At 62.0% G+C, this 24780-nt stretch carries 25 protein-coding genes; 10 read left to right on the top strand and 15 right to left on the bottom strand.

The genetic code is table 11. The features are described 5' to 3' along the window. Positions 1 to 34: 34 nt before the first annotated feature. Positions 35 to 2074: an ASKHA domain-containing protein gene (locus AN189_RS03725; RefSeq protein WP_056031244.1), complete on the top strand. Its 2040-nt coding sequence runs from the start codon at positions 35 to 37 to the stop codon at positions 2072 to 2074. A 39-nt stretch (positions 2075 to 2113) separates the two neighbouring features. Here the strand turns inward: AN189_RS03725 and AN189_RS03720 are convergent, their stop codons facing one another. The 9 genes from AN189_RS03720 to AN189_RS03680 all read right to left on the bottom strand — a co-directional run bounded on the left by AN189_RS03720 (position 2114) and on the right by AN189_RS03680 (position 10258). Continuing rightward, positions 2114 to 2815, bottom strand: coding sequence for a sugar transferase (locus AN189_RS03720; RefSeq protein WP_083484239.1), 702 nt, complete (start codon positions 2813 to 2815; stop codon positions 2114 to 2116). Positions 2816 to 2978: 163 nt separating this feature from the next. After that, complete coding sequence (locus tag AN189_RS03715) at positions 2979 to 3182, bottom strand: hypothetical protein (protein ID WP_056031242.1); 204 nt, start codon at positions 3180 to 3182, stop codon at positions 2979 to 2981. A gap of 240 nt (positions 3183 to 3422) precedes the next feature. After that, entirely contained in the window at positions 3423 to 3671 is a 249-nt protein-coding gene (locus AN189_RS03710) for a hypothetical protein (RefSeq protein WP_056031238.1), read from the bottom strand. Positions 3672 to 3771: 100 nt separating this feature from the next. Next, complete coding sequence (locus AN189_RS03705) at positions 3772 to 4380, bottom strand: glutathione S-transferase (protein ID WP_056031236.1); 609 nt, start codon at positions 4378 to 4380, stop codon at positions 3772 to 3774. Then, entirely contained in the window at positions 4377 to 5144 is a 768-nt protein-coding gene (locus AN189_RS03700) for an HpcH/HpaI aldolase/citrate lyase family protein (protein ID WP_056031232.1), read from the bottom strand. Before AN189_RS03700 ends, AN189_RS03705 begins: the two co-directional genes overlap by 4 nt. Beyond that, a complete protein-coding gene (locus tag AN189_RS03695) occupies positions 5141 to 6841 on the bottom strand; it encodes a hydantoinase B/oxoprolinase family protein (RefSeq protein ID WP_056031230.1) in 1701 nt (566 codons plus the stop codon). The genes AN189_RS03700 and AN189_RS03695 overlap by 4 nt, the downstream gene beginning before the upstream one ends. Positions 6842 to 6843: 2 nt before the next feature. Beyond that, complete coding sequence (locus tag AN189_RS03690) at positions 6844 to 8949, bottom strand: hydantoinase/oxoprolinase family protein (protein ID WP_253279542.1); 2106 nt, start codon at positions 8947 to 8949, stop codon at positions 6844 to 6846. Between the two features lie 37 nt (positions 8950 to 8986). Beyond that, positions 8987 to 9919, bottom strand: a complete 933-nt coding sequence (locus AN189_RS03685; RefSeq protein ID WP_253279541.1) for a Gfo/Idh/MocA family protein — start codon at positions 9917 to 9919, stop codon at positions 8987 to 8989. A gap of 78 nt (positions 9920 to 9997) precedes the next feature. After that, positions 9998 to 10258, bottom strand: coding sequence for a DUF2312 domain-containing protein (locus AN189_RS03680; RefSeq protein WP_056031219.1), 261 nt, complete (start codon positions 10256 to 10258; stop codon positions 9998 to 10000). Between the two features lie 109 nt (positions 10259 to 10367). Here AN189_RS03680 and AN189_RS03675 point away from each other — a divergent pair, with 109 nt between their 5' ends. Continuing rightward, complete coding sequence (locus AN189_RS03675; protein ID WP_056031216.1) at positions 10368 to 10583, top strand: hypothetical protein; 216 nt, start codon at positions 10368 to 10370, stop codon at positions 10581 to 10583. Here AN189_RS03675 and AN189_RS03670 read toward each other — a convergent pair. Continuing rightward, positions 10580 to 10858 carry a helix-turn-helix transcriptional regulator gene (locus AN189_RS03670; RefSeq protein ID WP_056031213.1) on the bottom strand — a complete coding sequence of 93 codons (279 nt, stop codon included), beginning with the start codon at positions 10856 to 10858 and terminating at the stop codon, positions 10580 to 10582. The genes AN189_RS03675 and AN189_RS03670 overlap by 4 nt on opposite strands. Positions 10859 to 10862: 4 nt before the next feature. Between AN189_RS03670 and AN189_RS03665 the strand changes: the two genes are divergently transcribed. Next, the gene (locus AN189_RS03665; RefSeq protein ID WP_367379428.1) at positions 10863 to 11363 is read left to right on the top strand and encodes a TIGR01244 family sulfur transferase; all 501 of its coding nucleotides are present in this window, start codon (positions 10863 to 10865) and stop codon (positions 11361 to 11363) included. Between the two features lie 3 nt (positions 11364 to 11366). On the opposite strand, the gene AN189_RS03660 is transcribed toward AN189_RS03665, so the two are convergent. The 5 genes from AN189_RS03660 to AN189_RS03640 all read right to left on the bottom strand — a co-directional run bounded on the left by AN189_RS03660 (position 11367) and on the right by AN189_RS03640 (position 17103). Next, positions 11367 to 12290 carry a FliM/FliN family flagellar motor switch protein gene (locus tag AN189_RS03660; RefSeq protein WP_216597719.1) on the bottom strand — a complete coding sequence of 308 codons (924 nt, stop codon included), beginning with the start codon at positions 12288 to 12290 and terminating at the stop codon, positions 11367 to 11369. A 92-nt stretch (positions 12291 to 12382) separates the two neighbouring features. Next, positions 12383 to 15070, bottom strand: coding sequence for an ATP-binding protein (locus tag AN189_RS03655; RefSeq protein WP_056031209.1), 2688 nt, complete (start codon positions 15068 to 15070; stop codon positions 12383 to 12385). Continuing rightward, on the bottom strand, positions 15067 to 15357 hold the full coding sequence (locus tag AN189_RS03650) for a hypothetical protein (RefSeq protein ID WP_056031207.1): 291 nt from the start codon (positions 15355 to 15357) through the stop codon (positions 15067 to 15069). Before AN189_RS03650 ends, AN189_RS03655 begins: the two co-directional genes overlap by 4 nt. Next, the gene (locus tag AN189_RS03645; protein ID WP_056032104.1) at positions 15354 to 15722 is read right to left on the bottom strand and encodes a response regulator transcription factor; all 369 of its coding nucleotides are present in this window, start codon (positions 15720 to 15722) and stop codon (positions 15354 to 15356) included. Before AN189_RS03645 ends, AN189_RS03650 begins: the two co-directional genes overlap by 4 nt. A 106-nt stretch (positions 15723 to 15828) precedes the next feature. Further along, positions 15829 to 17103: a helix-turn-helix transcriptional regulator gene (locus AN189_RS03640; protein WP_056031204.1), complete on the bottom strand. Its 1275-nt coding sequence runs from the start codon at positions 17101 to 17103 to the stop codon at positions 15829 to 15831. A gap of 200 nt (positions 17104 to 17303) precedes the next feature. On the opposite strand from AN189_RS03640, the gene AN189_RS03635 reads away from it, so the two are divergent. The 7 genes from AN189_RS03635 (at position 17304) to accC (ending at position 24780) form a co-directional block, all read left to right on the top strand. Next, complete coding sequence (locus AN189_RS03635) at positions 17304 to 18668, top strand: substrate-binding protein (RefSeq protein ID WP_056031201.1); 1365 nt, start codon at positions 17304 to 17306, stop codon at positions 18666 to 18668. A 130-nt stretch (positions 18669 to 18798) separates the two neighbouring features. After that, entirely contained in the window at positions 18799 to 19875 is a 1077-nt protein-coding gene (locus tag AN189_RS03630; protein ID WP_056031198.1) for a branched-chain amino acid ABC transporter permease, read from the top strand. A 3-nt stretch (positions 19876 to 19878) separates the two neighbouring features. Then, the gene (locus AN189_RS03625) at positions 19879 to 21090 is read left to right on the top strand and encodes a branched-chain amino acid ABC transporter permease (RefSeq protein WP_056031195.1); all 1212 of its coding nucleotides are present in this window, start codon (positions 19879 to 19881) and stop codon (positions 21088 to 21090) included. A gap of 4 nt (positions 21091 to 21094) precedes the next feature. Then, positions 21095 to 21853, top strand: coding sequence for an ABC transporter ATP-binding protein (locus AN189_RS03620; RefSeq protein ID WP_056031192.1), 759 nt, complete (start codon positions 21095 to 21097; stop codon positions 21851 to 21853). 73 nt (positions 21854 to 21926) lie between these two features. Continuing rightward, the gene (locus AN189_RS03615) at positions 21927 to 22676 is read left to right on the top strand and encodes an ABC transporter ATP-binding protein (RefSeq protein ID WP_056031188.1); all 750 of its coding nucleotides are present in this window, start codon (positions 21927 to 21929) and stop codon (positions 22674 to 22676) included. A gap of 257 nt (positions 22677 to 22933) precedes the next feature. After that, entirely contained in the window at positions 22934 to 23422 is a 489-nt protein-coding gene (gene accB, locus AN189_RS03610) for an acetyl-CoA carboxylase biotin carboxyl carrier protein (RefSeq protein ID WP_056031185.1), read from the top strand. A gap of 11 nt (positions 23423 to 23433) precedes the next feature. Next, entirely contained in the window at positions 23434 to 24780 is a 1347-nt protein-coding gene (accC, locus tag AN189_RS03605) for an acetyl-CoA carboxylase biotin carboxylase subunit (protein WP_056031180.1), read from the top strand.

Below are 24780 nucleotides of genomic sequence, written 5' to 3'. Positions count from 1 at the left end.
TAGTGTGCGCGCAACACAGCAAAGGCATCCGGACATGACCACCGATCCACTTGTTATTTTCACGCCTTCGGGCAAGCGCGGACGGTTTCCCGTGGGGACCCCTGTTCTGACGGCGGCCCGCCAGCTGGGCGTCGATCTGGACAGCGTTTGCGGCGGACGCGGCATCTGTTCGAAATGTCAGGTCGCACCGTCCTATGGCGAATTTTCCAAGCATGGCGTGACGGTACGCGAGGGCGCGCTGTCAGACTGGAACAGTGTGGAACAGCGGTATGACGACATCCGCGGGCTAAAGGACGGTCGCCGTCTGGGCTGTCAGGCCACCGTCCAGGGCGACATCGTGATCGACGTCCCCCCCGAAAGCCAGGTCCACCGCCAGGTCGTCCGCAAGGCCGCCGCCGTGCGCGACATCGTCATGGACCCCGCAACCAAGCTCTTGTTCGTCAAGGTGCAGGAACCGGACATGCACGAACCCTCTGGCGATCTGGAAAGGCTGGCAGCGGCCCTGCGTGATGAATGGGGGATCACGGATGTGCATGCCCCCCTGCCCGTGCTGACCAAGCTGCAAAAGGTCCTGCGCAAGGGCAACTGGGAGGTCACGGTCGCCCTGCATCGCGGGTCGCTGGACGGTCGTCATCAGGTGATCGACGTCTATCCCGGTTTCCACGAAGGTCGGATCTACGGGCTTGCCATCGACCTTGGGTCCACCACCATCGCAGCCCACCTGTGCGACCTGCGCAACGGTCAGGTCGCCGCTAGTGCAGGTGTGATGAACCCGCAGATCCGCTTTGGCGAGGATCTCATGAGCCGCGTCAGCTATGCGATGATGAATCCCGGCGGTGAGGTCGAAATGACGGCAGCCGTGCGCGCCGCCATCAATGACCTGACCGTGGATATCGCGGCAGAGGCCGGCATCACCCCCGACCAGATCATGGAGGCCGTGTTCGTCTGCAACCCGGTGATGCACCACCTGTTGATCGGGGTGGACCCCGTGGAGTTAGGCCAGGCCCCGTTTGCACTGGCCACATCGGATGCGATGGGTCTGCCCGCGCGCGATCTGGACCTGACCCGAATGAATGACGCAGCACAGGTGTTCATCCTGCCATGTATCGCAGGTCACGTCGGTGCCGATGCCGCAGCCGTCGCACTGTCAGAGGAACCCGGCAAATCCGACGACCTCGTGCTGATCGTCGACGTGGGCACCAATGCGGAAATCCTGCTGGGCGACAAAAGCCGCGTTCTGGCCTGTTCGTCCCCCACAGGTCCCGCCTTTGAGGGTGCGCAGATCAGTTCCGGTCAGCGCGCCGCCCCCGGTGCCATCGAACGCGTTGAAATCGACCCCGCGACCAAGGAACCCCGGTTCAAGATCATCGGCAGCGACAGCTGGTCAAATGATCCCGATTTCGGCACGCCGCAGATCACGGGGATCTGCGGGTCCGGCATTATCGAAGCCGTCGCCGAAATGCGCATGGCCGGCCTGCTGGACGACAAGGGTCTGATCGGTTCGCCCGACCAGACCGGCACGTCACGCTGTATCGTCGCCGGGCGCACACATTCCTACGTCCTGCACGACGGCACCGCCGATGGCGGCCCGTTGATTGCCGTGACGCAGGGCGATATCCGCGCGATCCAGCTGGCAAAATCGGCGCTTTATGCCGGGGCGCGGCTGCTCATGGATGAAATGGGTGTCGATCATGTCGACCGCATCACGCTGGCGGGTGCCTTTGGCGCGCATATCAGCCCGAAACATGCGATGGTGCTGGGGATGATCCCGGATGCGCCGCTGGCGAATGTGCGCAGTGCAGGCAACGCGGCTGGCACAGGCGCACGCATTGCGCTGTGTTCCGTGACCGCCCGCCGCGACATTGCAGCAACCGTGCGCCAGATCACCAAGGTCGAAACGGCGATTGCTCCGAAATTTCAGGAGCATTTTGTCAATGCAAACGCCATTCCCCACGCCACCGATCCATTCCCCCATCTTGCCAGCGTGACCACGCTGCCATCAGTCAGTTTCAACCTTGGGGGTGGCGGAAGTGTCGACGATCAGGGCCGCAGACGCAGACGCGCCCGCAAATAGCGGGATACCAACCCGCGCCAGACCCCTGTCTGGCTGGGTTCAGCTGCCCTTGCCCGTAAACACGGTGACGATGGTGCGCCATGTAATCCACAGATCCAGCGTGACAGACCGGTCACGGATATAGGTCAGATCGGCCGCGACCTTGCGGTCCAATCCTTCGCGCCCGTCGACATAGCCGACTTCGGTCTGGGCCAGGCCCGTGATGCCCGGTTTGACAGCGTGGCGCGCGCGGTATCCCGGCACGGTATCGACATAGATGCAGGCATGGTCGATAAAATCGGGGCGCGGGCCTATCAGGCTCATGTTGCCGATCAGCACATTCCAGACCTGCGGCAGCTCGTCTACACGACATTTGCGCAGCAGACGCCCCAACGGCGTGATCCGCGACACCTCAAGATCGTCGAACGCACCGCGCCGGATATTTTCAGCGCAGAGCATGGAGCGGAATTTGTAGGCACGAAACGGCACGCACCCCTGACCCATGCGGTCCTGAACGTAAAACAGGGGCCCCGGATTGTAGAACCTGTTGATGATCAACAGCGTGATGGCCACCAACACCAATGGCACCAAAAGGATTGATGATATCACAATATCAAAGCAACGCTTGAAGACGGCAAAACCAAGCTTGGGGGACGCAGGTTTCGTCTCTGGCACGGCATCATGGTCGTGCCGCAAAGACGTAAATTGTCTAATCTCGACCAAAATTGCCCCCGAAACTTCGACTAGCCGTACCAGCACCATCGGCGCAAGACACAGATTATGACGGCCGTGTAATCACAACCCAAAAACTTACGCAGAAAAACAATTCATAACAGGACTTAACACGCACCGAATAACAGGCGTGTGACATGCTGGTCCCGCGCGAAATACCAGATCGGCATAGGCGGGCGGAACCAGCCGGTGATTAGTTGGTGGTGGTGTCCGAGGTCGCACCATCGTTGTCGCCATCATTGGTCGCACCAATGATGAAGACTGCGCCCATCAGTGTCAGAAATGGCACGACGGTCGGGATGTTCGTCGACAGGCCGGGAACGGCAATGCTGTCTTGGGCAGATGCGGCCATCGGCATTGTCGCAGCGATGGTCAGTGCAAGAATGATTTTTTTCATTTTATATATCCCCAAATGTGCGCAACGCGTGCGTTCATGTCAAACGACGTAGCGTCAACGGTTTCAATCAACAATCGGTTACCGCTTCCACGCCTTGTTTTCAAGATTAATCTCGGATGGTGACCAGACCGCCAACAAAAGATCGCGACTAGGCCTATATCCAGGAACTGCCCTAAATTCAGGCACAAAGGCTGTGGCCGCTGCCAGATGTGGGGCGGTATCTGTATCAAAAACGGTGTCTCAGTTGGTATCGGGCGTCGCTGCACCTTCGTCGTCATCCGATGAAAGAAGGGCGAACAAGCCCACCATACCAGCACCGATTCCCAGGATCGCACCGGTTGACAGTCCCTGACCCGTCGTCAGCGCGGGGGTCATCGGATCAATTACTGGCGCAGGCGGTGCCGCTGGTTCGGTCACGATCAACCCCTGGGACTGGGCCAAGGTCGGAAGCATCAGAGCCACTGTCGCGGCCAAGGTCGTCATTTTCATCACGGAAAATCCCTTTGTATTTCTGTTTTCATGATCACCATAGTGTCACGCCCAGATCGCGCAAGCGTGATGCGCACCCCAAATCCGCGGCTGTGCGCGGTCAGGACCGGACGTCTGGCGACCAGATCGGTCTGCGCGTCATGATGCGGGCAAAATCTTGCGACTGTGTAAACACATCCAGCCACGCCCGCAGATCAGGCCAATCCTGTGCATCAAACCAGGTCCGATCAATCTGTGCGAACTGACGCACGAACGGCAGGATCGCAATATCGGCCAATGTCACCCGGCCAAACAGCCAACCGGCCTGTAACCGCCTGTTCAGGTCATGCAGGATTTCAGCCGCGATCTCGCGTTGCTGATACGGATCGCTGTCAGGGTAGCGGTTTGCGTATTTCGTGCGGTCGAGGGCCTGTTTGAACGGCCCGTCATTGCGCGCAATCAGGTCATGGCCCTCTGCCGGCATATCCAGCCAATCCTGCGGATCATGCTGCTGCAAGGCCCAGACCATGATGTCGCGGCTTTCGTCGATCACGCGGTTGGCCAAGACGAGGCACGGCACCGTGGCCGAGGGTGAGACCGCCAAGAAGGCGTCGGGTTTGTCGCGCAGCAATATCTCGCGCGTTTCGACGACCTGCCTCGCGGCTGCGATCGCGAGCCGCGCACGCATGGCATAGGGACACCGCCGAAACGACCACAGGACAGGTGTCATGGCGCGCGCATGCCGGCCAGCAGATCGTCAGAGGCACGCGCCAGCAGCGTGGCGTCGATGCCACAAGCGACAAAGGTAAACCCATCAGCCAAGAGTGACCGGGCAAAGGTGACGTCCTGTACCAATGTTCCTACGGGCACACCGGCCGCCATCAGCGCAGCCGCGGCCGGTCTGATCGCGTCCCACACGGCGGGGGCCATCGGCTGGCCCGGCAGACCCAGATCGGCTGCGATATCTGCCGGCCCGAAAAACACGCCGTCCACACCGTCGACCGTGCCGATCGCCACGGCGTCCGCCAGTGCCTGACGCGATTCAACCTGCACGATGATCGCCGTCTCTGCCTCGACCCGGTCGAGGTAGTCGCTGATCCGACCATAGCCGTTCGCGCGGGTGCCACCCGCAAAGCCCCTGATCCCCCTTGGCGGATAACGGCAAGCGGCGACCGCCGCACGCGCCTCTTGTTCCGATTGAACCATCGGGAACAACAACGCAGGCGCACCCAGATCCAGCAACCGCTTGACCTTGACCGGGTCGTTCCAATCCGGGCGCACCATCGGTGTCGTCGTGTAGCCGGCAAAGACCTGCAGCTGATGCATCACATCGCCCAGCGACGTTGGCGCGTGTTCCATATCCAGAACGGCCCAGTCAAACCCGGCACCGGCGATCACCTCGGCGGCGCCGGCATGGCAAAGCGAGACCCAGATCCCGATTTGCGGCTTGCCCGAGCGGATCGCAGCCAGAAATGCGTTTGGTTTCAGGTTCATGATCCTGCTCCTTCGTCGCCCTGCACACTGGCCGCCAGAACGGCCTGCACGTCATGCGCGGACAGGCCATAATCGCGCTGTGCCACCTCTGGCGTGATATAGCCCAGCGCCAGATCGCGGCGGACCGCATCTGCATCGCGCGCAGCGGCGTCGCCATAGCCACCCCCGCCGGGGAACCCCATCACCGCGCGGGTGCCGTCCGGGATGTGCTGTCGTCCCTTGCCCCGCAGCGGCGTGCCATCACTTAGCGCCACAGTCGTGGCCCCACCCGCTGCACCACCGCGTCGGCCGCGTGCCGGATGTGCGACGCGGTCGAACATGGCCGACAGATGCATGTCGTATCCCGCGCGCGGCCCGACCTCCATCACCTGCCCCAATCCGCCGCGATATTGCCCGGCCCCGCCGGAATCAGGACGCAGTTCCTTGCGCCAGATGATGACCGGGCCGACCTGTTCGGTCGCCTCGACCGGCATGGTCATGACGCCGGATGGAAATGCCGTGGCCGACATCCCGTCCAGTGTCGGACGCGCGCCCGTGCCGCCGGAATTGAACACCAGCACCTCGGCATCGCCAGCGCCCCCGGTTCCCGCAAGCGGCCGCAGCGACATCTGGAAATTACACAGACAGCCCGCGCCTTCGGCTGGAACGACGCCCGGCATCAACTGATCAAGCGCCCCAAAGATCGTATCCGGCAGCAGGTGGCCGATCACATGCCGCAGCGCCACCGGCGCAGGATGCAGGGCGTTTACGATCGTGCCCGGCGGTGCGGTCACCTCGAACGGCGCAAGGCTGGCGGCATTGTTGGGAATATCCGGCGCGATGGCGCATTTCAGCGCATAGCAGGCATAGGCCTTGGTATAGACCATCGGCACATTGATCCCCTTGGGATCGGGGCCGCTGGTGCCGGTCCAGTCGCACAGCACCCGGTCCCCGGCAAAGGTCACGCTGACATGCAGGTCGACGGGTCGGGTATAGCCGTCAATCCGCATGTGTGCGGCCGCTTGACCCTGTGGCAATGCCGCGATCCGGTCCAGTGTCGCCCGGCGCGAATGATCGAGGATAAAGTCGCTGATCCCGTCCAGATCATCCAGCCCGTATTCGTCAAGCATCTCGGTCAGGCGTGCCCTGCCGATATCGTTGCAGGTCGCCAGCGCATAGAGATCACCGACCAGCTGATCGGGTGCGCGCACGTTTGCGCGGATGATCTGGATCAGGGTCGGATCAACCGTTCCGGCGGACGCAAACCGCATGATCGGCAGATGCAGCCCTTCTTCGTAGACCGAATCCGCATCGGCCCCGAACCCGCGACCGCCGATGTCCGTGACATGGGCGGTGCAGGCGAAAAAGCCGATCAGGCGATCCTTGTGAAACGCAGGTGTGCAGACCGTGATATCGTGCAGATGACCAGTGCCTTTCCACGGGTCATTCGTCAGATAGACATCGCCCGGGCGCATGGTGTCCAACCCGATGTCGCGGATGAAATGGGGCACCGCATCAGCCATCGCGTTGACGTGGCCGGGTGTGCCGGTGACAGCCTGCGCCAGCATCTGTCCCGTGGCATCATAAACCCCGGCCGACAGATCGCCCGCCTCGCGCACCGAGGTGCTAAAGGCTGTCCGCACCAGGGCCTGCGCCTGTTCCTCGACAATGGAAATCAGGCGGTTCCACATGATCTGATAGGCAACCTGACCGGGCATGATCACTCCTTGCGTTGCAATGCGATACAGCCGTCGGACAGCACCACAGCGCAGCGACTGGCAGGCACGATGATCGAGGTTTCGTCCTCGGTGATGACGGCGGGCCCGATGACGGTGGCCCCCGGCGCAAGGTCTGTGCGCGCATGCACCCCGGCTGTCTGGCTGATGCCCTGCGCCGCGTCGAACAGGTCGCGCTGGAGGCGCGCTGCGACAGGTGGTGCGACCGTCACGGGTGCTGCGGGGGCGACGGCTGCCTTGGGCGTGTTGGCATTGACGGCCCAGACCGTGATCTCGACCTCCATCCCGGCGACCGTCCGACTGAACAGGGCCGCATAGGCCGCCTCGAACAGCACAAGGAAACGGTCAGGATCGGGCTGTTCGGCATCCTGCGCGGGCAGCGTCACGGGGATTTCCCAGCCCTGCCCGCTGTAGCGCATGTAGACCTTGTAATCGGCGGTGATCGGCGCGTCTGCATCGCAAGACCTGACAAAGGTCGTCGCCTGCGCCGTCAGATCGGCGAATATCCCTGCCACCGCAGCCGCATCGAACGCGGACAGGCGCATGAACACCGACCGCGTTGCCTCGAAACTGAAGGGCGCGCGCAAAAATCCGATGGCGGAACCGACACCCGCACCGCTGGGAACCAGACAGCGGTCGATCCCCAGCTTTTCGCACAAACGCGCGGCATGCAGTGGCGCTGCCCCACCAAAGGCAATCATGGTGTAGCCTGCCAGATCCTCGCCGTTTTCGACAGCATGGACACGCGCGGCATTTGCCATGTTTTCATCCACGACTTCGGCCAGCCCATGCGCCGCATCCTGAACGGACATGTCGAGTGGCGCACCCACGGCGGCGTCCAGCGCCTGCGCTGATTGCGCGGGGTCGAGCGGGATGCGACCACCCGCAAATCCGGCGGGGTCCAGTTTACCCAAGATCAGGTCGGCGTCCGTGACGGCAGGTCGCTGCCCGCCGCGACCGTAGCACGCCGGACCCGGTTCGGACCCAGCGCTTTCGGGACCGACGCGAATTTGGCGCAGCGCATCGACATGGGCCAGCGATCCACCACCAGCACCGATTTCGACCATGTCGATCACGGGGATCGAAATGGGCATGCCCGACCCCTTTTTGAAACGGTAGGTGCGTGCGACCTCGAACACGCGGGCGGTTTTCGGGGTCTGGTCGCGGATCAGGCAAATCTTGGCCGTGGTGCCGCCCATATCGAATGACAGGACCCGGTCCAGCCCATGCCGCGCCGCGATATCGGCGGCAAAGACCGCCCCGCCCGCAGGCCCGGATTCCACCAGCCTGACAGGAAATTCGGCCGCGGTGGCCAAATCGATGATCCCGCCACCCGAATGCATCAGGAACACCGGGCAATCCGCCCCGGCCGCGCGCAGACTGTCTGCCAGGCGACCAAGGTAGGATTTGATCAGCGGCTTGATATAGGCGTTGGCGACGGTGGTGTTGAACCGTTCGTATTCCCGCATCTGGGGGCTGACCTCTGACGACAGCGACACCATCGCCGCAGGCATACGTTCCGCCAGCACGTCGCGGATCAGCGTCTCATGCGCGTCATTCACATAGGAATGCAGCAGGCCGACGGCGACACTGTCATACCCTGCATCGCGCAATTCATCCGCAAGGGCCGCGACCGCGTCGCGGTCCAGCGGCACCAGCACACCACCATCCGCATCGATGCGTTCATGCACCACGTAGCGACGATTGCGCGGCAGCAGCGGCGCGGGCAGCTTCAGGTTCAGATCGTATTGTTCAAACCGCGATTCGCTGCGCATCTCGATGACGTCGCGAAACCCTGCCGTCGTGATCAGCGCCGTTTTCGCGCCGCGCCGTTCGATCAGCGCATTCGTCGCAAGCGTGGTGCCGTGAATGATCTGGCTGATCCGCGCGGGCGAAATGCCCGCATCCGCGCAGACCCGCTGCATTCCTTCGACGATCGCATCCTCTGGTGCCGCATAGGTCGTCAGCACCTTGGTGGAATATCGACGATCAGCGGTTTCCAGCACCACATCGGTAAAGGTGCCGCCGATATCGACACCCAGTCGCACTTGACCGCCTTGCATCCGCCACTCTCCCTGTTGCGGTGCCATGCAGCGCCGGAACGCGGGGAATGTCAAACCGGTGGCATCAATCCTTTTGGTGAAAATCCGCGACGATCTCGCGGCGGGCCAGCATCATCGCATCCGCCACATGCTGAAGCGGTTCCACATCGACATCAGACTGACCGGTTTCGATCAGTTCGGCAAAGCGGTGATAGACACCTTCGTATTCACCATGTTCGGCCACGTCATGCGGCTGGCCGTTGACCAGCATCTTGGTTGCGGCATCCAGCAGTTTCAGCGTGCCGTCGGTCGTGTCGACCTCGATATCCCAGGTGGGCGGATCCTCGTGGCGCCAGTCGAACTGTGCCTGCACTTGTATGCCACCTGCCCCGACAAAGGTCAGATCGGCGGCAATCGGCATATCGCGGTTGCCGGGGTATTTCAGAACGGAATCGCGCAGATGCACGGGGTTCGGCAGGATTTCCGTCATCAAGGACAGCGCATTGATACCCGTATCAAAAACGCCCTGCCCGCCGGGTTCCCAGATCCAGTCCTGACCCGGGTGCCAGTTGTGCACGTCCTCGCGCCAGTTGATCCGCATCCCCTTGACCGTGCGGTCGCGCAGCCAGGCGCGGGCCGCAGCCACGCCAGGCGCATGACGCAGGTGCCAGGAGGCGTAGAGTGTGACACCCTTTGCGCGCGCCAGCTTTTCCAGCTTCTGCACCTCGGTGACGGTGGCACCGGGGGGTTTTTCCAGCATGGTATGTTTGCCCGCCATCAGCGATTTCACCGCGATGTCGTAGCGCGGCATCGCGGGCATGGTCAGGCTATAGATGTCGATATCGGGCCTTGCGTCGATCAGCTCTGCGATGTCGCCATGGTTTTCGACGTCGTCCACCCCGCCCGAACGGCTGACCGTTGCGGCCAGGTCAAAGGCACTGCTGCCCGATATGGCGGGCATGTGCTGATCGCGCGCGATCTTGCCTATACCCAAAAGGGCGATTTTCGCGTCGGTCAACTGCCGGCCGGAGGAACTGGTCGCTGTCATGGTCTGCCTCAAGTTTTGATCTGGCGTCAGACATAGGGCGTTTTGCCCTCAGGACATGCCCAGCGCGGCCATGTACATTTCCAGCACGGCCTCTTCTTCGGCCAGATCGTCCTTGTCGCGCTTGCGCATGGCCACGATCTTGCGCAGCACCTTTACGTCGTAGCCACGCCCCTTGGCCTCGGCCATGATTTCCTTCTGGCCGTCAGCGATGTCTTTTTTCTCTGCTTCCAGACGTTCGTAGCGTTCGATGAACTGGCGCAGCTCCTCGCCGGCTACGTTTTCGGTCGGGTTGGTGGCGTTGTCGGACATCGGAACACTCCTGCGGCTGGGTCAGGGGCATGTCCTAGCGAGCCTGCCAAACCCTTGCAAGGTGCGCCGTGTCAGGTTAGCGGATCGGGGCGCAATCATGGGGTATGTCATGCAAACATTGATCTGGGTCGGGGCAGTCGTATCGGTGTTGGGCCTGTGTGGCGTGGTCTATTCCATCATCATGGTGGCACGCGCAAAACGTGCCGATCTGACTGACACGGAATTGCGCGCCCGCATCGGTGCGATGATGCCGGTCAACCTGGGCGCGTTCTTTTCCGCGATGCTGGGGCTGATGATGGTCGTGGTCGGCATCCTGCTGGGCTAAAGCGACAGCGCATCCAGCACGCGATGGATCCGGTCATCGGCGATGGAATAGAAAATGATGCGCGCGTCGTCCGGACTGCGGTCGGACCGCACCAGACCGGCCGCGCGCAGGCGGCGCAGGTGATTTGACACCAGCGCCTGCGGGACATCCACAGCCCCCTGCAACTGGCTGACCGTCCGGGGCCCACCACGCAGTGCACACAGCACCGACAGGCGTACGGTGCCCCCCATTTCGTGCAGAACGGTCGCAGCCGCCGCAAGTGCGTTTTCGTCCATGATCATGCCCGCGACGCTAAACCTGCATGCCGCCCTGCGCCAGACCTGTTGCCACTGGACCGCGCCGCAGGCCGCGCGTAGTCTGCGCCGCATGCAAATCAATCAGATCACACCCGCCTATTCCGCCGCCCCCCAGATCGAGCCCGCCGATGCGGCAACGCTCGCACAACAGGGTTTCACGACGGTCATCTGTAACCGCCCTGATGCCGAGGTGCCGCCGCCCTTGCAGGCCGAGGCCATGCGGATCGCGGTCGAAGCCGCTGGCATGACCTTTGTCGTCAACCCGGTGACGCATCAGGGGCTGAACATGGATATGGTGCATGCCCAGTCCGACGCGGCCGCCACCGGCAAGACGCTGGCCTATTGCGCATCCGGCACCCGGTCGACCATCGTCTGGGCGCTGGGACAGGCAGGCAAGATGCCGGTCGATGACATCATCGCAGCCGCAGCGCAGGCGGGATACGATCTGAACGGCATGCGCAGCCAGCTCGAAACGCTGTCCTGACGGTCAGGCAATCAGGGTCGCATCACGAATTGCCGTGCTTCCCTTGGGTTGGGCCAGCGCATTATGCGGCAGATCCACAAGCTGCGGCGGTGTATCACCTGCGATCCTGACCGCGATACGACCACTGACGTGACCCAGGCGGCCCGTGGCAACCAGCTGGCCGCCCGGTGCCTCGACCCGGACGGACCCGACTGCAAACCCGGTCAAGGGCAGGCAATCGCCCACGGCAAGCGATGTCAGACGGCGCAGCGGCACAGGCATGCGGTGCACCACCACATCCAGTCGCGCAGGCGCGCCCATGACCGACGCGGCCAACCGGTCGGCCCAGTCAGCCGCGACCTGCGATTGCGGCACACGATCAGGAACTGGGCAAGCGGTGTCCGGCAAAGCGATGGATACGCAAGGCGCACGGTCGGTTTTCTGATCCGATACCGTGATGGCGATGATCCGGTAGGATTGTTCGCGCAGCGCGAAACAGGCCGCCCGCGTATCGCAAAACCGCACCGACAGCCGACACCCGACGGCCCAGCCATCCAGCACCGTCCCCGGTGTGGTGGCGGCCAGATCATCCAGCAACGCCTGCAACAACGGGCGAACCAGATCCGCATCCGTTTCGGTGATCGCGCGCGTGGGCGCAGGCTGTGCAGACACCCCACCGGTCGTGATCGTCTCAAGCGTGGCTGCAATCAGGCTGGCATCACAGACCATCATGCCGATACACGCGCCATCGCGTTCAATGCCAAGCATCAGCGTGTCGGGGGCAAGGTCGGCGGTGACACCGTCCAGATCACAGGTGCGATCCGCAACCCCGGTCACGTCGACCACGAGGCCGACACTGGACTGTGCGGCCCGCGTCACCGCCAGTTTGACCGCCCGTGTCGCCGTCAGCGGCACATCAGGCGCATCCGTCTGTTGTCGCCGGACCATCCTGTGCAACACGCCCGTCATACTGGCCACCCCGCGTTTCGTTGCGCTTAGCTAACGCCGCAGAGGTAAACATTCCCTCAACCGCAGTGCACCTATTGGGCGGCGATTGCGACCTGCGCGGGCAGCGACACGCGGAACGCCGCCCCGCCCTGTCCGGGCAAATACATGATTTCGCCACCCAGACGGGTCATGATCTCGCGACAGATCGCAAGGCCGAGCCCTGCACCACCTGCACGCGCCGCATCCGTCAACCGCGAGAATTTTTCAAAGATCACCTGCGCATCGGCGGGTGCAATGCCGCTGCCGTTATCGATGAAATCCAAAACCGTGCCATGCTGCGACTGCCAGACCTTGATGGTCAGACGCGGCTGCGGCGCGTCACAATATTTGCGCGCGTTCGCGATCAGATTGATGAACACCTGCCCCAGCCGGTCAAGGTCGGTGGTCAGCACGACCTGTTCCGCCTTTCGGTTGCGCCTGATGGTCAAATCATCCCCGGCGACCCCGGCGGATGCAATCGCCTGATCCAGCAGGTCGGCCAACACCCCTGTGTCAGTCTTGAGGGTGACCTGTCCATGTTCCAGCACGGCCAGATCCAGCAAATCGTCCAGCAGACGCGTCAGCCGTTGCGATTCAGTACTGATGATGCGCGCCATGCGCTGGCTGTCCGCCGCGCTCAGGTCCTGTTGCATCAGAATATCGGAAAACGACCGAATCGAGGTCATCGGCGTCCGCAACTCGTGGCTGATCTGGGACAGAAACGCATCCTTTTGCACCGAAAGCGCCATCAGCTTGGCGTTTGCATCGCGCAAGGCGCGTGCCGTTTCCTCTTGCTGGCGGCTCTTGGCTTCCAGCTGGCCAGAATATTCGAGGATCTGCGCGGTTTCATCCGCCAGCGCGAACAGATCGTCGACTGTAACGCTGACACCTTCGGTCAGCTGCCCGATCATCGCATGGGCCGTGGCAGCGCCCACCGACCCCGACAGTTCGCGTTCCAGTGCCGCGAGGAACGCCGGTGACACATCCGGCAAGAAGCCGGATTTCTGCTGGGCCGCCGCCTCGGCCTGAAAAATCGCCTGCGCCTCTCGCGGGCCAAGGATGCGTTGCGACATGATCAACAGGTCCTCGGCGGTGGCCGCGGATCGCGTCCATGTCCGTTCGCCACCCGGGCCTTCGAAAATATTGACGAATTGCGCGCCCTGAAGCCGTTCCAGCGGTGCCGGAAAGCTGAAAACCGACCCCAGAAAGAACAGACTGGCATTGACCAGCAAGGACCACAGCAGACCGTGCAGCACCGGGTCGATCCCGCCGATGCCGAACATCGCCTCGGGGCGCAGCCAGCCGATCCCGTAGGGTCCATCGGTCAGAACCTGCGCTGACAGGACGGCATCGGGACCAAAGCTGGGCAGGAACAATGTCCACAGCCACAGCACCGACCCCGACACCAGCCCCAGGATCGCCCCGGTCCGCGTCGCCCCGCGCCAGAAAATGCCGCCCAGCAGCGCCGGAAGAACCTGCACGACCCCCGAAAAGGAGATCAGCCCGATCGCGGCAAGTGCTGCCCCGCCACCCGACAGGTGATAGTAAAGGAAACCAAGCGCGAGGATGCCGGCGATGGACAAACGGCGGGTGATCTTGACCACGGACCGCACATCGCCGGAAATGACCGCCCGCCCTTGGGTCTGGCTGCGCATCCAGACGGGCAGAACGACGTGGTTCGACACCATCGTGGACAGGGCGATGGTGCTGACGATCACCATCGAGGTCGCGGATGAAAATCCCCCCAGAAACGACAGGATGGCGAGACTGGTCTGCCCTTCGGCCAATGGCACTGTCAGCACGAACAGGTCGGGGTTGGACCCCGGCGGCATGACCTGCAATCCGGTCACGGCGATCGGCACCACAAAGAGGCTCATCAACACCAGATAGAACGGAAAGGCCCATGAGGCCGTCTTGAGGTGCCGCTCGTCCGCGTTTTCGACGACCAGAACCTGAAACATGCGCGGCAGGCACAGAAAGGACGCTGCCGACAGGAATATCAGCGCCGCCCAGCGCGTGCCCGACTGGGTCCAGTCCGCGACCGGCGATGCCTCGATCGCGGCCAATGTGGCGGCGGGGCCGTCCGACAGCCCCCAGACGACAAAGATCCCGACGGCCAGCAGCGCCACCAGTTTGACCACGGCCTCGATGGCGATGGCAATCACCACACCGTGCTGGCGTTCATTGGCATCGACGTGACGGGTGCCGAACAGGATGGTGAAAATCGCAAGCCCCGTGGACACCATGATCGCGGCACGGCCCAGCTCTGCGGAGCCCCAGTTCTGGCCGCCCGCCTGGGCAAAGACCTGAAAACTCAGCACGACCGACTGCAATTGCAGCGCGATATAGGGGGTGGACGCGATGATCGCCATGATCGTGACGATCATGCCCAGCGTGGTGGATTTGCCGAAACGCGACGAAATCAGGTCAGCAATTGACGTGATCCGCTGCGCCCGCCCGATCCGAACCAGACGCCGCAGGACCAACCACCACCCGATCATCACGAGCGAGGGACCAAGGTAGATGGTCACGTATTCCAGACCCGACCGCGCGGCATAGCCGACCGCGCCGTAGAACGTCCAGGCCGTGCAATAGATCGACAGCGACAGCGTGTAGACCAGCGGCATCCGAAGCCAATCGCCCTTGCCACGGCGCGCCTGCCGTTCGGCCAGGGCTGCGACAATGAACAAGAAGGCGACATAGACGACAGCCGCCAACACCAGCCCGTTGAACGACATCAGTCGGACCCCTCCTGTGCGGGGGACGGTTCGACATCATCGGTGGTATCAATCCGCCGTGCCACGACAAAGGCCACCCCGATCAACACCATCCAGACGACAAAGACATAAACGACCGTTCCGGCCAATCCGCCCGGGTCACCCTCGTCACGCACCCACAACATCGGCAGGACCCACAGGATGAAACCGATGATCGGCAACATCCGCGCCCCGTCGCGCAAGCGTCTTTGCCGGTAGCGTTCCCGCGCAAGGAACAATCCACGTTGTCCTTTGCGCCCGTCCTGCGTCATGCGCCGATCATGGCGCGGACCTGCGCGCAGACCTCGTCATTGGCAAAGGGCTTGGTCATGAACTGGTCCGCCCCCAGCGCCTCGGCCAGCGCCCTGTCCTTGGCCTGACCGCGCGCAGTCAGCATCATGACAGGCAGATCACTGGTGCTGGGGTCCGCGCGCAAGTCGCGCAGAATGTCGAATCCTGACCGCCCCGGAAGCATCACGTCCAGCAGGATCATGTCGGGACGCTGATTGCGGATCTTGTCCATGGCGGTCGTCCCGTCCTCGTGCGTGTGGACCGTGTAACCGGCACGGCTGAGGATGAAACTGAGCGCCTCGATGATGTTCGGCTCGTCTTCGATCAACAAGACACGTTTTGCCAACGCCCGGTCCCCCCTGTGGTCGCTTGCCATATACATGGCCCACCCTCCCCGATGCGCCACCCGGCACACTATTGTCCGCGCCCCGTCACATGTCAAAGCCCAGCTGTCACAGCTGTGTCGCCGGAACCGCAGGTTCACGACGTGCCGCGCAGTCGTCACGCGGGCACATCCGGCAGGCCAATCCCACCGGCAATGACAGCGGGTCAGGCGGCTCTGGCAGTGAACGCACCAGCATCGTCGACGTCATGACCGGTGGCGCATGCGGGCCCAGCGGGTTGGGCGCGGCGACGGCCACCGCGTGACATTGCAGATGCCGGTCGTTCTGGCCGTGCACGGCCACACGCGCGGTCACACAGCGCCCCGCCTGCCCCAGGGCGGTATAGACCGGCCATAAGGCACAGTCGCTGCCGCGTGTCATGTCGAAACCCGCAGCCTGTTTCAGCAGCAGGACCGCACCGGACGCCGTGACCTGCATCAACCCGTGATCCGGCAGGCCCGCCTTGGCAGGCAGGCTTGCCAGTCGCCGCATCACCCGGTCCAGAGGTTGCCCCAGACGCGCCGCCAGTCCGACCGGATCACAGTCAAGCGCGCGGGCAGCCGTGACAAAGGATGCAATCGGCAAGGCCGCCACATCGGCCGCATAGACCTCGTCATACCGGGCCAGCAAATCCGCGACCCCCTGCCGCGCCGGCGGCTCTGGCTCCAGCTGAGCGGGATCTTCGAGATGCGGCCGGTGATAGCCCGACGCATTCAATATCGCGTCGCGCGCCTCCAGCGGCGACAGGCGGGTGCGTTCCAGATCATCGGGCGCGTCCAGATAGGCCACCAGTGCGCGGCTTGTGGCCGCCAGTTTGCCCGCGTCGTCACGGATATTGGCATGGAACCGCGCTTGCCAATCCGCATCGACCGGACCGTCGCCCGTCAGGATCGTCGCAGTCGATTGAATGGCCGTCACGGCGGTGATGACGCCGTGCAGCGCCTTTGCCAGATCGGGATCGTAGGTCAGCCGGTCATTCAACATCTGAAGCCGGTCATCCAGCGACATGATTTCCTGCGCCTGCGCGGTGATCAGCCCGGTCCAGCCGGGGAACCGGGCGGCCAGGTCCTCGACCTGCGCCACCTCGGTCGGAACCTGCGGCAACCGCGCCGAGGCCGCCAGCAACCGGTCGATCAAGGACGGATCCGCAGGCCGTTCCAACAAGGCCAGATCAATCCCGAGGGTCGCCGCGATCCGCCGCAACAACTGCCCGCCCACGGGGCGTTTGCCATGTTCGATCAGGTTCAGATAGCTGGCCGATATATCGACCGCAGCCGCCAGGTCGCGTTGTGCGACACCTGCATCCATCCGGCGCGCCCGGATTCTGTCACCCGTCCTGTCCATGCCAATTCATTCCTAATCTGCTGCTGGCAAATGCAATTTACACAACAGGTGGCGACGCTGTTTACAAATTTACAAATTCATCCAGGCGACGCAAGGGAATGTTGTTTGACAGGTTGGCCTTCTGCAAACTGACGGCAGCACGACCAAAGTGCAGTTGTCCAGACGGGAGGGTCCGGGCAGCGTTCATAGGGAGGAATCTAATGACGAAAACGACGTATTCACGCCGTCGGGTCCTGAAAACCGGTGCCGTTGCGGGCACCGCGGGTCTGATGATGCCCACGTATCTGCGTGCGGCCGCCCACGAGGGCTTTACCAATGCGCCGACCGGCGACACGGTCACGCTGGGTTTCAACGTGCCGCAAACCGGTCCTTATGCCGAAGAAGGTCTGGACGAGCTGCGCGCACAGGAACTGGCTGTCGAACACCTGAACGGCATGGGTGACGGCGGCATGATGAACACCTTCTCGTCCAAGGTTCTGGACGGCACGGGCATCATGGGCAAGAAAGTCGAGTTCGTCACCGGCGACACGCAGACGAAATCTGACGTTGCCCGCGCATCCGCGCAGTCGATGATCCAGAAGGACGGCTGCATCATGATCACCGGCGGTTCGTCCTCTGGTGTGGCAGTTGCCGTGCAGGGCCTGTGCCAAGAGGCCGGCGTCATCTTCATGGCGGGTCTGACCCATTCCAACGACACCACCGGCAAGGATCGCAAGGCCAACGGTTTCCGTCACTTCTTCAACGGCTACATGTCCGGTGCCGCGCTGGCCCCCGTGCTGGTCAACGCATACGGCGCGGATCGTCGCGCCTATCACCTGACCGCCGACTACAACTGGGGTTGGACGCAGCAGGAATCCATGGCTGCCTCGACCGGTGCCTTGGGTTGGGAAACCGTCGAGAACGTGCTGACACCCGTCGGTGCCGGTGACTTCTCGTCCTATATCGCACCAATCCTGAACTCTGGCGCGGATACGCTGGTCCTGAACCACTACGGTGGGGACATGGTCAACAGCCTGACACAGGCCGTTCAGTTCGGCCTCAAGGATCGTCAGGTCAACGGCAAGGACTTCAAGATCATCGTGCCGCTCTATTCGGAACTGATGGCCAAGGGTGCCGGATCGAACATCGAAGGCGTGTTCGGCTCCATGAACTGGAACTGGCAGCTTGAAGACGAAGGCACAAAGGCATTCGTGCGGTCGTTCGGTGAAAAGTACGGTTTCCCGCCGTCGAATGCCGCGCATACCTGCTACACGCAGATCATGCTCTATGCGGATGCCGTCACCCGTGCAGGGTCGTTCAACCCCTGCGCCGTCGTCGAGGCCCTCGAGGACTACGAATTCGACGGCATGGGCAACGGTCCGGTCCTGTACCGCGGCGCGGATCACCAGTGCTTCAAGGACGTTCTGGTCATGGAAGGCGTCGCAAGCCCCTCGGGCAACGCCAACATGGTCGGCTACGACACCCTGCGCATCGTCGAGCAGACGCCGCGCGCACAGGTCGAATACGCACCCGATCACCCCATGTTCGCCGGTGGCGCGCTGGGTGAATGCAACCCGGGCGCATAAACGCACCATCCGGGGCGGCGCATGATGTGCCGCCCCACACACCCCGGGGAAATTCCGCACTGCCCGGCCTTCTGAACAATCTGTCCTGACGCGGCGCTCTGGCCTGCTGTAACCATTGAGGAGTGGTGACTTGGATTCCTTTATCCTTCAAATCTTGAACGGGCTGGACAAGGGGTCGGCCTATGCGCTGATCGCGCTTGGTCTGACCCTCATTTTCGGCACCCTTGGCGTGGTCAATTTTGCGCATGGCGCATTGTTCATGATCGGTGCCTTCTGCGCTGTCACGATGCAGCGCATCCTCGGCCTGTCGCGCACCGTCGTGGATGAAACCCAGACCGATTTCCTGGGCAATCCGTTGCAAATGCAGGTGCCATATGTACAGGACTGGTTCGGTCCTGTCGCAGGTGCGGCCATTCAGGACTGGGCGGTTCCGCTTGCGATTTTCCTGACGATCCCCGTGATGCTGCTGGTCGGCTGGGGCATGGAACGCGGCCTGATCAAGCATTTCTACAAGCGTCCGCACGCGGACCAGATCCTGGTGACATTTGGTCTGGCGATCGTCATCGGCGAGATCATCAAGGCATTTTACGGTGCCAACCCGATCCAGACGCCGATGCCGTCCGCATTTGTCGGCACGGTCGATCTGGGTCGCTATCTCGGCCTTGGCGAAGGCGCTGTCGCTTATCCGACCTGGCGTCTGGTCTACTTCTTCTTTTCTGCTGCAATCATCGCCGCCGTCTTTGCGTTCCTGCAGTTCACGACCTTCGGCATGGTGGTCCGCGCCGGTATGGCTGACCGCGAAACGGTCGGCATGCTGGGCATCGACATCGACAAGCGGTTCACATTCATGTTCGGCCTTGCGGCATCGGTCGCGGGTCTGGCCGGCATGATGTATGCGCCGATCCTGTCCCCTCACTACAACATCGGCATGGATTTCCTCGTCCTCAGCTTTGTTGTCGTGGTCGTCGGCGGCATGGGTTCGCTGCCGGGTGCCGTTCTGGCCGGTTTCCTGCTGGGCATCACGCAAAGCTTCTTCTCGAACCCGGCGTTCAAAGGCTATTTCGTCGAACTGCTGCGCCTTGAGGGCACATTCGCAGGCACCGTGATCACCGGTCTGGACCAGATCATCATCTACCTCGTTGCCATCATCATTCTACTTACGCGTCCGCGCGGCCTGCTGGGTCGCAAGGGCGTGATGGAGGACTAAGACATGCTCGGTCTGAATTCGCGCGATTTCAAATTGCTGATGATCGTCATCTTCATGACGCTTGCAGCACCCATCCTGCTGAATCCGTTTCCCGTTGACAGCGCATTGGGCGAAAGTTTCAACGCAGGCTATCCTGCCCTGATGCAACGGTTCGTGATCTTTGGATTGCTGGCTGTCGGGTTCAACATCCTGTTCGGCCTCACCGGATACCTGTCGTTCGGCCATGCGGCCTTTCTGGGGGTCGGTTCCTATGCCGCCGTCTGGATGTTCAAGCTGCTCAGCTACAACATCGTCCCCGCCATGCTGGCCTCTGTGATCGTGGCCGCGCTGTTCGCGGTGGTGATCGGATATGTCTGCCTGCGTCGGTCCGGCATCTATTTCTCGATCCTGACACTGGCCTTTGCGCAGATGTCCTATGCCCTCGCCTATTCGGTGCTGTCACCGATCACGAACGGTGAAACCGGGCTTCAGGTCTATTCCGACGACCCACAGGTGTTGATGCGTGCGGGTGATCCCATCGTGCCGCATCTGTTCGGCCTGGAGATGAACAGTTCGGTCACGTGGAATGTTGGCGGCTGGCAGTTCGTGTTCCAGAACGGCTACTACCTTTCGGCGATCTGCATGATCATCGGGTTCTACATCTCGATCCGCATTTTCCGGTCGCCCTTTGGCCTGATGCTGCGCGCGATCAAGTCGAACCAGACCCGCATGAGCTATACCGGCATGAACACCAAACCCTACATGCTGGCGGCCTTTGTGATCTCGGGGATGTATGCTGGCGTGGCTGGTGGCCTGATGTCCGCGATGGACCCATTGACCGGCGCGGAACGGATGTTCTGGACGGCCAGCGGTGAAATCGTTGTCATGGCGATCCTGGGTGGCGTCGGCACGCTGATCGGTCCGGTCCTGGGTGCAGGCATCATCAAGTATCTGGAAAACATCATTTCCAAGATCAACAGCGACATCCTGCACAACTGGTTCGCGTTCATGCCCGATTGGATGGACAACCTGCTGGTCAACATCCTGTACCCCTTCGTGGGCAAGGGATGGCACCTGACACTGGGCGTTCTGTTCATGGTCGTCGTCATCTTCCTGCCCGGTGGTCTGGTGCAGGGCGGTCAGAAACTGGGCGCATTGTTCAGCCGCAAGTCCAAGTCGTCAAACAGCGACGCGACGACGGCTGGCACAGCCAACACCAACACCCCGGCGGAGTAAGATCATGGGCATTCTCGAAGTCAAAGGCGTCAACAAGCGCTTTGGTGGTTTGCAGGCGCTGGGTGATGTGAACCTGAGCGTGGCCGAAAACACCGTACATGCAATCATCGGCCCCAACGGTGCGGGGAAATCCACACTGCTGAACGTGCTGGTGGGCAAGCTGATCCCGGACTCCGGCTCTGTCATGTTCGACGGTCAAAGCGTTCTGGGGCGCAAACCGCATGAAATCAACCAGATGGGCATCAGCCGGGTGTTCCAGACGCCGGAAATCTTTGCCGATCTGTCGGTGATGGAAAACGTGATGATCCCCTGTTTTGCCCGGCGTGACGGCGCGTTCCGCATGCATGCCATTGGCAGTGTCAGGAACGAGGGCGATATCATCGGGCAGGCCGAGGCGATCCTCGCCGACGTGAACATGCTGGCCAAACGCGACATGCTGGCCTCTGCGTTGTCGCGCGGTGACAAGCGGCGTCTGGAAATGGCGATGTGTCTGGTGCAGGAACCCAAGCTGCTGCTGCTGGACGAACCCACTGCCGGCATGGCCCGGGCCGATACCAACAACACGATCGATCTGCTCAAAGAGATCAAGGAAAAGCGCAACATCACCATGTGCATCATCGAACACGACATGCACGTCGTGTTCAGCCTGGCCGAACGGATCACCGTTCTGGCGCAAGGCACGCCATTGGTCGAGGAAACCCCGGAAAACATCAAGGGGCACCCGAAGGTCCGCGAAGCCTATCTTGGCGAAGCACAGGTCTGACACCCCGATTTTTCGCGAAAAATCGGACCCGCCCGCATTTTCGCGAAAATGCGGCACCGCGAAGGAAACAGAGATGAACGCCCCATTCGACAAGAACCGCAACAACGCAGCGACCAGCCCGAAATTCCTCAGTGTCTGGGAAATCGAGGCTTACTACGGCGAAAGCTATATCGTCCAGAATGTCAGCTTTGACATCCACGAGGGCGAAATCCTCGCCTTGCTTGGCCGCAATGGCGCGGGCAAGACATCGACCCTGCGCGCCATCGCGCGGCTGGACAATCCCGAACTGAAGCACGGCGAAATCTGGCTGGACCACCAACCCCTGCACCAGATGAAAAGCCACCAGGCCGCCGCCGCCGGGATCGCGCTCGTGCCAGAGGACCGTCGGATCATCGCGGGCCTGACGGTCGAGGAAAACCTGCAACTGGCGCAGATCGCCCCACCGATCGGTTGGTCGCTGGACCGCATCTATGACCTGTTCCCCCGCCTGCGGGAACGCCGCAAGCAAGAGGGCGTCACCCTGTCAGGCGGCGAACAGCAGATGCTGGCCATCGCCCGCGCACTGGCGCGCGACATCAAGGTGTTGTTGCTGGACGAGCCCTACGAGGGTCTTGCCCCGGTCATCGTGCAGGAAATCGCCAAGACACTGAACATCATCCGTGACCAGGGCATCACGACGGTCATCGTCGAACAAAACGCCGTTGCCGCCCTGAAACTGGCTGATCGCGCGGTGATCCTGGACACCGGAACCGTTGTCTATGACGGATCGGCCCAAGACGTGCTGGATGACGAAAAACTGCGCGCGGAATACCTCGCGATCTGAACGGGGCCTGCGCTGAAACGCAGGGAGAGTCGTATTTGCAGGATCATCAGCGCGGGCGCTCCATGCGACCTTGTTGCTCGCGCTGGTCACTGCCCCCGACAGCGCGTGTTTGCGCCGATCGGTGCTATTAATCGAACTTAACGGCAGACAGCGTTTCACTTGCGCTTTCCCCCTCGCGCGCCTTGCCCTATACGTCTTGCCAATGCAGTGACGGAACGTCACGCGATCAAGTAGAATTAGGCAAGGACAGTTTGGTCATGGGCAACAAGACTTCTCAGGATAGCGACGTCAGCTTTATCCAGGCCTTGGCAGAGCTTTTGCGCGCCAACGACCTGACAGAGCTTCAGGTCAAGCGGGATTACGCAGAAAACGACAGCCTGAACGTGCGCGTCAGCCGTATGACAGCGCCGGCGGCTCCCGCAGCGGCCCCCGCCCCCGTGCAGGTCACGTCCGCCGCCAGCCCCGCACCTGCTGCTGCACCCGTGGCCGCGGTGTCGGACCCCGCAGCGCACCCTGGTGCCGTGACATCGCCGATGGTCGGCACGATCTACATGGCCGCAGAACCAGGCGCAAAGCCCTTCGTGTCTGCCGGTCAGACCGTCGCCGAAGGTGACACCCTGCTGATCATTGAAGCCATGAAAACAATGAACCATATCCCGGCCCCCCGCGCAGGCACGGTCAAACGTATTCTGGTCGAAGACGGCGGTCCCGTCGAATTCGGCGCACCACTGATGATCATCGAATAAAGGCCAGTCCCATGTTCGATAAAATCCTGATTGCGAACCGTGGCGAAATCGCGCTGCGGGTTGTGCGCGCCTGCCGCGAGATGGGCATCAAGAGCGTCGCCGTCCATTCGACTGCCGATTCCGATGCCATGCATGTGCGCATGGCCGACGAGGCCGTCTGCATCGGCCCGCCGTCCTCGACCAATTCCTACCTGAATTTCCCGGCCATCATCTCGGCCTGTGAAATCACGGGGGCCCAGGCCATTCATCCCGGCTACGGGTTTCTGTCGGAAAACGCGGCATTCGTGCAGGTGGTCGAGGACCACGGCCTGACCTTTATCGGGCCGACCGCAGAACATATCCGCATGATGGGCGACAAGATCACGGCCAAGGACACGATGAAGGCACTTGGTGTGCCTTGTGTGCCGGGGTCCGACGGCGGTGTGCCCACGCTCAAGGATGCGCAGCGCATCGGCGCGGAAATCGGCTATCCTGTCATCATCAAGGCCACCGCCGGCGGTGGTGGTCGCGGCATGAAGGTCGCGCAGAATGCCGATGAGATGGAAAAGGCGTTTCTGTCCGCCCGCCAAGAGGGCAAGGCCGCCTTTGGCAACGACGAAGTCTATATCGAAAAATACCTGACCACGCCCCGCCACATCGAAATTCAGGTCTTTGGCGACGGCAAGGGCAACGCGGTCCATCTGGGCGAGCGCGACTGTTCGCTGCAGCGGCGTCACCAAAAGGTGCTCGAAGAGGCCCCCGGCCCCGCCATCACCCCCGAATTGCGCGCGCGCATTGGCAAGGTCTGCGCCGATGCCGTGGCCAAGATCAATTATATCGGTGCCGGCACGATCGAATTCCTGTTCGAGAATGACGAATTCTATTTCATCGAGATGAACACCCGGCTTCAGGTTGAACACCCTGTCACCGAGGCGATTTTCAACGTCGATCTGGTGCGCGAACAAATCAATGTCGCGGCAGGTCAGCCCATGTCGTTCACACAGGACGATCTGGTGATCGACGGCCACAGCATCGAAGTGCGGATCAACGCTGAAAAACTGCCCAATTTCCAGCCCAGCCCCGGCACGATTTCCCAGTATCACGCGCCGGGCGGGTTGGGTGTGCGGATCGACAGCGCGCTTTATCAGGGCTACCGGATCCCGCCTTATTACGACAGCCTGATCGGCAAACTGATCGTGCATGGTCGCGACCGGCCAGAGGCGCTGGCACGTCTGTCCCGCGCGCTGGGAGAGCTGATCATCGACGGTGTGGAAACGACGGTGCCGTTGTTCGATGCCCTGCTGGCCGAGGATGATATCCAGACCGGCAACTACAATATCCACTGGCTCGAACACTGGTTGGAAACCAACCTGGGCTAG

The sequence above is a fragment of the Loktanella sp. 3ANDIMAR09 genome (assembly GCF_001420005.1).
GTDB lineage: Bacteria > Pseudomonadota > Alphaproteobacteria > Rhodobacterales > Rhodobacteraceae > Loktanella.
This window is presented reverse-complemented; position numbering and strand designations above follow the sequence as displayed.

Coding starts and splice junctions, on each gene's coding strand:
- AN189_RS03675 (WP_056031216.1), top strand. CDS start 10,368: ATGCAAACATTGATCTGGGTCGGGGCAGTCGTATCGGTGTTGGGCCTG.
- AN189_RS03660 (WP_216597719.1), bottom strand. CDS start 12,290: ATGGTCCGGCGACAACAGACGGATGCGCCTGATGTGCCGCTGACGGCG.
- AN189_RS03725 (WP_056031244.1), top strand. CDS start 35: ATGACCACCGATCCACTTGTTATTTTCACGCCTTCGGGCAAGCGCGGA.
- accB (WP_056031185.1), top strand. CDS start 22,934: ATGGGCAACAAGACTTCTCAGGATAGCGACGTCAGCTTTATCCAGGCC.
- AN189_RS03670 (WP_056031213.1), bottom strand. CDS start 10,858: ATGGACGAAAACGCACTTGCGGCGGCTGCGACCGTTCTGCACGAAATG.
- AN189_RS03640 (WP_056031204.1), bottom strand. CDS start 17,103: ATGGACAGGACGGGTGACAGAATCCGGGCGCGCCGGATGGATGCAGGT.
- accC (WP_056031180.1), top strand. CDS start 23,434: ATGTTCGATAAAATCCTGATTGCGAACCGTGGCGAAATCGCGCTGCGG.
- AN189_RS03635 (WP_056031201.1), top strand. CDS start 17,304: ATGACGAAAACGACGTATTCACGCCGTCGGGTCCTGAAAACCGGTGCC.
- AN189_RS03625 (WP_056031195.1), top strand. CDS start 19,879: ATGCTCGGTCTGAATTCGCGCGATTTCAAATTGCTGATGATCGTCATC.
- AN189_RS03715 (WP_056031242.1), bottom strand. CDS start 3,182: ATGAAAAAAATCATTCTTGCACTGACCATCGCTGCGACAATGCCGATG.
- AN189_RS03680 (WP_056031219.1), bottom strand. CDS start 10,258: ATGTCCGACAACGCCACCAACCCGACCGAAAACGTAGCCGGCGAGGAG.
- AN189_RS03650 (WP_056031207.1), bottom strand. CDS start 15,357: ATGACGCAGGACGGGCGCAAAGGACAACGTGGATTGTTCCTTGCGCGG.
- AN189_RS03705 (WP_056031236.1), bottom strand. CDS start 4,380: ATGACACCTGTCCTGTGGTCGTTTCGGCGGTGTCCCTATGCCATGCGT.
- AN189_RS03720 (WP_083484239.1), bottom strand. CDS start 2,815: ATGGTGCTGGTACGGCTAGTCGAAGTTTCGGGGGCAATTTTGGTCGAG.
- AN189_RS03700 (WP_056031232.1), bottom strand. CDS start 5,144: ATGAACCTGAAACCAAACGCATTTCTGGCTGCGATCCGCTCGGGCAAG.
- AN189_RS03690 (WP_253279542.1), bottom strand. CDS start 8,949: ATGGCACCGCAACAGGGAGAGTGGCGGATGCAAGGCGGTCAAGTGCGA.
- AN189_RS03695 (WP_056031230.1), bottom strand. CDS start 6,841: ATGCCCGGTCAGGTTGCCTATCAGATCATGTGGAACCGCCTGATTTCC.
- AN189_RS03665 (WP_367379428.1), top strand. CDS start 10,863: ATGCCCGCGACGCTAAACCTGCATGCCGCCCTGCGCCAGACCTGTTGC.
- AN189_RS03620 (WP_056031192.1), top strand. CDS start 21,095: ATGGGCATTCTCGAAGTCAAAGGCGTCAACAAGCGCTTTGGTGGTTTG.
- AN189_RS03710 (WP_056031238.1), bottom strand. CDS start 3,671: ATGAAAATGACGACCTTGGCCGCGACAGTGGCTCTGATGCTTCCGACC.
- AN189_RS03615 (WP_056031188.1), top strand. CDS start 21,927: ATGAACGCCCCATTCGACAAGAACCGCAACAACGCAGCGACCAGCCCG.